The organism is Brevibacillus sp. BD137, assembly GCF_041644655.1.
GTDB lineage: Bacteria > Bacillota > Bacilli > Brevibacillales > Brevibacillaceae > Brevibacillus > Brevibacillus brevis_D.
This window is the reverse complement of the sequence record NZ_JAOTNO010000010.1, coordinates 227663-236229: the sequence shown is the minus strand read 5'-3', so window position 1 is coordinate 236229 and position 8567 is coordinate 227663. Positions and strand designations below refer to the sequence as shown.

The window sequence follows — 8567 nt, the reverse complement described above, 5'->3', positions numbered from 1 at the left end:
CCAATAAAGTTTGTTACTGGTTCAAAGCTGGCAAATCATTTCATGATAGACTCATTAACGCTTTCGCTGTTCAGTTTTCAAAGAGCATTTTTCACTAGCAATTCAAAAGTGCCGGACTCATAATATACCATGTATGATGACTTCGAGTCAACTGGTAATATTTGAAGTCTTTCGTTTTGTTTCTGTAATTCCGCCCGTTTTTGAAAGGCGGACTTTCAATATAACATGAGCGATCTACTTGGTCAAATGAAATATCTGGGAGTCAAATATAAAGAACATCGTTAAAAGCTACATTTTCACGCTACAACAATAAAGAAGAGAAAGAATATCAACTCTTCCTCTCTTCGGACTGCTTCATTCTCTCATGAATCAGCTCCACAAGAGCGTCCATATAGTCAGCCGAATCATTCAGAAATTCAGTGGAGACAAACTCCAGCCCGCAAGCTTCTGCTTTCATTCTGCAATGGATTCTGCAATCGAAAATTGCCTCTACATTTTCGGTCAAAGACAGTAAGTCACAGACAACGACTGCCTTGCCGCCTGACTCGGCCACTTTTTCTATCATCGCAAGTACATCCGGTCCTAACCATTTCTGCGGGGCTGGTCCTGCGCTTCGGTAAGCGAGCATCGACTTCTTGCAATCAGCTCGCAGGGCGACCTCTTCAGCTAATTCCGTAAAAGCTTGGATGAACTCTTTGTTCACTTCAGGCACCCCTGGTTGACTGTGGGCCGTAAACAACACAGTTGTTTCGGAACGATTTTCCATGGAGAGCCATTGCAGTGCCGTTCGTAGACGAAGACTGATCGCTTCTGCAATCCCCGGATAGCGGTGCCAATGATTGATTTCCACAACCGGAATGTTTGCACCGCTGGCTTCGAGCGCTTTTCGGACACTTTGATAATAGGTAGCCGTTCCCGTTCTTGAATACAAGGGGGATGTCGGAAACGCGTACAACTTGGTAACACCGTCTGCGACTATTTGTTGAACCGTCTCGTGCACAAAAGGAGACGTATGCTTCGTAGCTTGATAGACTTTGATTCGCTCGCCGCCTCCAATTTGATTCAACCGTCGTTCTAAGGCCATGGCTTGCCGAGCTGTTACAGAACCAAGCGGATCTGCAACGCCAATGGATTGAAATCGTGCCTTGGCAGCCTTCAACGTATCCGACGAAGGTATTTTGCCATGAAACAGATGGGTATAAAAGGGCTGTATATCATCGATTGATTGCAATGAGGCGTAAGACAACATGAGCAGAGCTTTCATCTGATTTTCGCAACTCCTTTTGGCTATTCTACACGAGGACCTTGCTCTTGAACAAAAAAGACGACCCTGATCGTTCAGAAGTCGTCCGCTTGTTATTTCCGTATGTCGCTTATTTTTTCGCAGAAGGCATGACACCTTCTGGGATCGGGCACACATATGTTTGACCGCCCAGACGCTGTTTCAGCTCGGCTTTTGCCTGTTCGATCAGCTTTGGATTTTTCAGCATGTCAATCGCTGTAGAAGCCATGACTTTCCCCGCATGCAGCATCCCTTTATGTGCCATGGATGTCGCCCCGAGGGACACCCATTGCCAGGAATGCAGCGTGGAGCCATTCACATAACACGCAGTTGTGCATTGTGCTGTTGGCGTAATCCAGCTCACATCCCCTACATCCGTGGAGCCGTTCAACGGGATTTTTGATCCGTCGTATGGATTGAGCCATGTCACCATGTCTGGAGCTGGCATGTCTGATGACTGTTTTTCCGAAGTGGCTAGTTCCTGCTTGGACAGTGTCGCACGTATTTCTTTTGCCAATTGCAGTTCCGCTTCATCATGCATAGGGACGCCCAGCTCCTGGAAGTTTTTGTACATGACCTCTTCGAGCAGTTTGTTTTGCACGAGGTTCGAGCACGCTTTGTCGAATACGATCTCTACCTCTGTTTCGGTCATGAGCGCAGCGCCTTGCGCAATTTTGCATACGCGCTCGTAAATCTCCTGTACTTGATCAACCTTTGGCGCACGTATGAGATAGAGCACCTCTGCTTTTGGTTGAACCACATTTGGCGACAAGCCGCCGGAGTTCGTGATGGCATAGTGAACACGTGCCTCCGGGATAATGTGCTCACGCAAGTAGTTCACACCGACGCTCATCAATTCGACCGCATCCAGTGCGCTTCGACCGAGATGTGGACTTGCTGCCGCATGGGCGCTCTTTCCTTTAAACTTGAAGTAGATTTGATAGTTCGCGAGTGAATCAGTGGACATGATGCTGTTATAGCCCATTGGGTGCCAGCAAAGTGCGAAGTCCACATCGTCAAACAATCCTGCTCGCGCCATAAACGCTTTCCCGGAGCCGCCTTCTTCCCCTGGGCAGCCGTAGTAACGAACAGTCCCCTTCATGTTGTTCTCTTCCATATACTCTTTCACGGCAATGGCTGCCGCAAGAGAAGCGGTACCGAGCAAGTTGTGTCCGCAGCCATGTCCATTTGCACCTGCTACGAGAGGCTCTTCTTTAGTCTGGCCTTTTTTCTGACTCATGCCCGACAGAGCATCGAATTCTCCCAAAATCGCCACGACAGGATTGCCACTGCCAAAGCTTCCGATGAAAGCCGTTTTGATCTCACCTACACCGTGCTCAACCTTGAAGCCCTCTCCCTCGAGTGTTTGAGCTAGCAATTCAGCAGATTGATACTCTTCAAAACGCGTCTCCGCGAAAGCCCAAATCTGGTCGCTCACCTTGATGAAGGCATCTCGTTTTTTCTCAATCATTTCTGCAATTCGCTTGGTATGCATTCGCAAACATCCTCTCTGTCCCCGTGGTCCAGTGGTTTTTCGCTCAGGTAGGAACGGTTTTACGTCAGCAATCGTCTGGCAATTCGGTTCAAAAGCGCTACGCTGCGTGGCAAAATCTCTTCTTGTATATCGAACTTCGGATGGTGGTGAGGCGCCGGGATATCCGTACCAATTGCCATGTACGTTCCTTTTCCGCCACGATCCTGAACGCGTTTAATCATAAAGCTGGCATCTTCACTGCCCATCGAGTTGTACTCGCCGTGCTTAAAGGAATGGAAGCCTTCTACTTGCTTGGCTTCTTCCAGGGCCAGCTCTGCCATCTCCACATCGTAGTTGATCGGGATTGCTCCTCCGACGACCTCGATCTTGTAGTCGAGCTCATGCATAGCAGCACTGTGTACAATGATGTTGCGTACACGGTTTTCTACTTCTTCATTTACTTCTTCGGTAATGGAGCGAGTCTCCACAACCATCTTGGCATAGGCCGGAATGATGTTCGCTGCTGTTCCGCCTTCTAGCACACCCACATTGATTCTCGTATCACCAGTGCTAAAGCGCGGAATCGCATGAATGTTCAACAGGGCGGTAGCTGCTCCGAGCAATGCATTTTTCCCTTGCTCTGGCGACGCACCAGCATGAGAAGAAACACCGTAGAAATGCGCCATCATTTTCGTGGTAGCCAAAAACCCATAGGAGCCGCCGTGCACCTCACCTAGCGGCACATTGACACCCAAATGGTTACAGAAAATATAGTCAACATCATCCAAATGGCCTTTTTCCACGATCGCATATGCCCCGCGAACACCCTCTTCGGCTGGTTGGAAGATCAGTTTGAGCGTACCGGAAAAATCTCCTGCTGCAAGCGCTTCTGCCAATCCCAAGCCAATCGAGGTATGACCGTCGTGAGCGCAGGCATGCATGTTGCCTTCATAATGGGATCGGAAGCCATTCGCTTGTGGAAAATGGTCTTGCTCCGTACTTTCTAAAACAGGCAGTGCGTCCATGTCAAAACGGAAAGCAACCGTTGGTCCAGGTGCCTTCCCTTTCTTCACACCAATCACTGCGGTATAGCCACCGCGCATTTTTTCAACGATTGCCGGGTTTGCACCGTCACGCAAAGCTCTTTCATACGCTGCCTCGAGAACTGCCTCGGAAGGCAAGCCCCGCCGGGAATCTCCATCGATTGCTTCTTGTCCGTATATGACCTCGTAGCCGAGGGACGTCAAAATCTCTACTACCTTGGAAGCGGTACGGAACTCCGTAAAACCCACCTCTGGATGTCTATGAAAATCTCTTCGCAACGAAACCAGATCCAACATCGTTCAATTCCTCCTGTTAACTCTGGAGCATGTGTTTTTCCATGCTCAGGTCCGATAGGCAAGCTGTAGAAATATGAGAAGACTGGTAAATGTAAATCCTTACAATATACGAATATTAAAAGACATTTTCGCTTAGTTGAATTATATTGTTGGGTCGCTGTTTTTTCAATAGGAGTTGTTAGAGTTATTGAAAAATAGCGAACCTTCTAACCGGCTGATGTGGTGGGGAGGAAACAGGAGAAAACGCTCAGATTCTAGGGCCTCCCGCTGCGGGATTGACTGCACGACTCCATGCAAAAAGCGAAACCGCGTCCAAAGTAGTCCATTCAGGGTGTGTCTCAGAGGTGGACGCTAAGAGCTTGTTTCGCTTTTTGCATTGCGTCTCGGTCGGTGTCCCTAAGATCTTCGCTGTTTTCTCCTGTTTCCTCTACTAGCTATCCATGTTTAAACGGGCTTTTAAAGAATTATAAGGTTGAAGAAATATCATCTGTTACGACAGAGAAGAATATTTCCAGACGTAGCGACTTGTGGAGTCCTACCGAGCGGAGAAGGGATTCGCGGGCAAAAGAAACGCAACCGTGCTCGCGCTACGTAGCGGCTACCACTTTTGCGTTTCCCCGCGAATCCCTTCGGAGCGGACATTCCCAACCCTCAGCGGGACGGAGCACTGAGCCTAGACTGGAAATATTCTTCTCCCCACTGTAGCCACGTAGCCACATAAAATGAAAAAACACCCGAAACCTCTCGTCGGGTGCCCTCATTTCTTTAACTGATAAAGCTTCTTCGGTCGTCCACGCACAGCCTGCTGCTCTTCCCCGCTGAACTCGGCCAAATCCACTTCGCACAAGCTGCCCATGATGCGCTGGGCATTTCGTACCGTCATCGACAAATGCGAAGCGATATCCGTCGTTGAAAACAACTTCCAGCCCATGCGTTGAACCAACGCACGCAGCTTGTGATACGATTTGACACTTACATTGGCCCGGTTCAGCTTTTCCAACAGCTCGCGATCACTGGAGCGGAACGAATAGGCGAGCTCCTCTGTTTCTCCCACCGATTCCATCATGACGCCCTTATCCTGTACAACGACAATGCCTGCCCCCGGTCGTTCTTTTGCGTGCTGGATTGCTTTTCGTGCATTGTTTTCGGCTGAAAAAGCAGTGTCCCCAAAGCCTACCCCTACTGCAACCGGAACCTCTGCCTCCAAAGAGAGCTGTTCCACCGTATGTCGCAGCATTTCAATCTCTCGTTGAATCGCACCACGCGAACTGAAAATCTGGTATCGTCCGTTGCCATTTGCAAGCAGAGAGCCGTCCAGCCGATCGCAGAGCGCAAGCAGAATTTGTCTGATCTTCAGCTCCAGATGCTGCAAGTAAAAGCGCGTGCTGGTCCGCTCGGGAATCTTGTCAAACTGCTCCAGCTCAATGATCTCTACCCCAATTTGTGTGTCCTTAAAATAGGAGCTTTTCACCTTTTCGATGACGATTTTCATCGCCTGACGAATCTCCATTTTCGTCATAAGAACACGATAGACAGGAATGCCTTCCTCACGCAGCGCATGTTCAACTACAGAAAACGTGGTGAATGCTCCTTGTGTCTTGCCTTCACGCCACAGCGATACATGAAACTGCGTGATCGCATCGAGGTCAAAATGCTCATCGTACATAGTAACGTAAATCTCCTCGTCGGGTATGTCCAGCTCCGACATCGACTCTCGCAAATGCGTCCCTTCCGACTCGATCATATCGATGGAGACACGGTTCACGGCTGTGTTTTGGTCAATGGACATCTGAATGAAGCAACGATACAAATTCGAACCGTTCGGCGGGCAATACACGATATTGGCATCTGGGGTTAGCACCTTTTTTGCGATGGTAAACGGAACCGGCCCTGAGAAAAACCATCCGTTTAACTCTGGATGATGTTCCTGGACGATATTGCTCACCTCACGTACGTCTTCATAACGAAAGGGGACAAATTCGATTTCATGCTCAAATTCATTGGCGACCGCCAGTATCCGCTCCACCGAAGGAAATGGTCCTACAACACCGATTCTATACATAAGGGCGTTATCTCCTACCTCGTCATGATCGACACCTTTTCCTCATTCATATCATGTGCCGTTTTCTTTGTCTACTGGATGCTAAGCACGCTGCACTACGCTTGCTCCATGATTTGCCTAACCATTTGCTCGAGTGAAGCAGTAGGCTTGCCGATGATTCTCTCCAAATCCGTCGTCGTGCTACTCGCATCAATTTGCAGCAAGAAGCGATACAGCCAACTTTCTGCAACAGGGTCCTCCCGATGCCTGATGGATTTCCCTGTCTGTGCCGTCAACACCTCAGCCAGCTCTACGAAATTCCAAGCTCGGGAAGCCGTAAGCTCGTAAGTCTGATTTTCGTGCCCCTCTGTGCTGATGACAGTGGCAGCAGCAATTGAAAGATCCTCGCGTGTCACTGTGTGAAAGCTCCACTTGCCAGGGTATGTAATGAGCTCTCCTGTCTCGATTGCCTGCTGAATACCAAATGCCGCAATCACATCACTGTAAAGTCCATTCCGCAGAAACGTATACGGTATCCCTGTCGTGCGAATGGCGTGTTCCGTTGCGAAATGAAGATGCGTGAGCGAGATATTTGCCTTTTCCAAAAAGGCAAAGCTGGTATACACCAGGTGAGTGATATTTGCTTTTTTCGCCGCTTCTATGACATGACTATGCTGTCGTACACGAACGGTATCATCCGTGTGCGAGCTAGAAATAAACAAAAGCTTCGTGCCGCCCGCAAAAGAGCGTTCCAGAGATAGAGGGTCATCATAATCCGCTTGTCTTACCTCGATTCCCAACTCTCTTAACCGTGTCGCTCTGTCCATTCCGCGCACACAGGCAATGAGGCGTTCTCTTTCCACCCTTTTCAAAAGCTGTTCGATAATCAGGCTCCCTAGTTTGCCCGTTGCTCCTGTGATGAGAATGGACATGCTTTTGCCCCCTTTTCCCCTGCAGCTCAAAGTCATCTCACACATTGCCTTATTTTCTCTATTGAACACTCCCTCCACCCACGCTACCGCTTAGAGGTGGGGGATTCTTGGGTAGTCACTTCTACTGAAGTGAAGTCAGCCAAGCTATCCCTGTCGTCCCGACAGTTAAGTTGTTTCTCACAACAAGCGAAGTCCTTCACACTCGATATTGATGGCGGCATTCTCGTCACGGTCATGCAGTGTCCCACAGTTGGAACATGTCCATTCACGTAAGTTCAGGTTCTTAACGTCTGTGTTACGATTCCCGCAGTTGGGAGTGGAGCAGAGTTGGCTGGAAGGAAATTGTTTCCCTACAAAAGAGATCGTTCGTCCATACCATTCAGCTTTGTAGACAAGCATGTCACGAAAGGTGGACCATGACGCATCCGCCATACTTTTGGCCAGCTTGTGATTCTTGATCAGGTTACTCACTTGCAAATCCTCCAAACAGATTACTTGGTTTTCGCGAATCAGTCTGGTGGACAGTTTCTGTAAGAAGTCTTTTCGGGTGTTGGCTACTTTTTCATGCCAGATGGCTACTTTTCTTCTCGCTTTTTCATGATTGTTCCCGCCTCTCTGCCTGCGGGACAGTTTCTTTTGCCATTGAATCAGTTTCTTTTCATACAAGCGAAGGTACTTAGGATTGCGGATCTTTTCCCCCGTGGAAAATGTAGCAAAATCTTTGAGACCGAGGTCGATGCCAATGCTTTTCTTTTTATCCACTTGAACATACGAAGAGTAAGGGACTTCACAAAGCACCGAAACAAAATATTTCCCAGTTGGATTTCTTCGCACCGTGACGTTTAGAATCCGCCCTTCTACTTCTCTGGATTTGGCAAATTTCACCCAGCCAAGCTTCGGCAGTCTGATTTGGTTCCTGTTGATCCGGATGTTTCCATTCGTATGTATCGTCGTATACGAATGGACTTGATTCTTTTTGCTTTTGAAACGCGGCGCTTCATTTTGTTTCTTGAGAAATCGTATGAATCCATCTGCGAGGTTTTGAAGGGAGGATTGAATAGCGGTGCTATCCACTTCTTGGAGCCAGGGAAATTCCTTTTTTAACGGTGGTAGTTGAGCCGAACATGAGTGGTAGGTTAACCCCTTGCCCGTTTGTTTGTAGGTTTCGTTCCACCGAGCAAGAAATCGATTGAACACAAAGCGGCTGCAACCCAATGTTTTCGAGATGAGTACAGCTTGTTCATGCGTGGGAAAAATGCGAAACCGGAACGCTTTTTTACATAGCACAATATTCACCTCCTCCTAGGAGGAGTTTACCACATCAAGAACGTACGTTCTATATCTATTGCATGATTTTTCCAATAGTACAAAGGCGACTGAGAAAGCAGTCGTTCTTTCTTTGCATTGCCGATTCATCTCCCACTTTCGCCAAGCGATGCAAGACGTAGAAGTGGGAGTCTTCTCGGCTTATTATGATAAAATAAAAAAAAACTGATGG

6 protein-coding genes are annotated in these 8567 nt (G+C 48.3%); all 6 read right to left on the bottom strand.

The genetic code is table 11. The features are described from left to right. Nucleotides 1–328: 328 nt before the first annotated feature. The 6 genes from ODZ53_RS21080 to tnpB all read right to left on the bottom strand — a co-directional run bounded on the left by ODZ53_RS21080 (nt 329) and on the right by tnpB (nt 8356). Nucleotides 329–1264 carry a ferrochelatase gene (locus tag ODZ53_RS21080; RefSeq protein ID WP_372679785.1) on the bottom strand — a complete coding sequence of 312 codons (936 nt, stop codon included), beginning with the start codon at nt 1262–1264 and terminating at the stop codon, nt 329–331. A 109-nt stretch (nt 1265–1373) separates the two neighbouring features. Continuing rightward, nucleotides 1374–2777 (bottom strand): M20 family metallopeptidase, encoded by a 1404-nt coding sequence (locus ODZ53_RS21075; RefSeq protein WP_372679783.1) that lies wholly within the window; start codon nt 2775–2777, stop codon nt 1374–1376. 59 nt (nt 2778–2836) lie between these two features. Next, a complete protein-coding gene (locus tag ODZ53_RS21070; protein WP_372679781.1) occupies nt 2837–4096 on the bottom strand; it encodes an amidohydrolase in 1260 nt (419 codons plus the stop codon). Nucleotides 4097–4853: 757 nt separating this feature from the next. Beyond that, a complete protein-coding gene (locus ODZ53_RS21065; RefSeq protein ID WP_372679779.1) occupies nt 4854–6158 on the bottom strand; it encodes a hypothetical protein in 1305 nt (434 codons plus the stop codon). 95 nt (nt 6159–6253) lie between these two features. After that, entirely contained in the window at nt 6254–7069 is an 816-nt protein-coding gene (locus ODZ53_RS21060) for an SDR family oxidoreductase (RefSeq protein ID WP_372679777.1), read from the bottom strand. Nucleotides 7070–7246: 177 nt separating this feature from the next. After that, nucleotides 7247–8356, bottom strand: a complete 1110-nt coding sequence (gene tnpB / locus ODZ53_RS21055) for an IS200/IS605 family element RNA-guided endonuclease TnpB (RefSeq protein WP_199927288.1) — start codon at nt 8354–8356, stop codon at nt 7247–7249. Between the last annotated feature and the right edge of the window lie 211 nt (nt 8357–8567).

Excerpts from the sequence above, each read along its gene's own strand:
- ODZ53_RS21080 (WP_372679785.1), bottom strand. The coding sequence starts at position 1,264 with ATGAAAGCTCTGCTCATGTTGTCTTACGCCTCATTGCAATCAATCGAT.
- ODZ53_RS21065 (WP_372679779.1), bottom strand. The coding sequence starts at position 6,158 with ATGTATAGAATCGGTGTTGTAGGACCATTTCCTTCGGTGGAGCGGATA.
- ODZ53_RS21060 (WP_372679777.1), bottom strand. The coding sequence starts at position 7,069 with ATGTCCATTCTCATCACAGGAGCAACGGGCAAACTAGGGAGCCTGATT.
- ODZ53_RS21070 (WP_372679781.1), bottom strand. The coding sequence starts at position 4,096 with ATGTTGGATCTGGTTTCGTTGCGAAGAGATTTTCATAGACATCCAGAG.
- ODZ53_RS21075 (WP_372679783.1), bottom strand. The coding sequence starts at position 2,777 with ATGCATACCAAGCGAATTGCAGAAATGATTGAGAAAAAACGAGATGCC.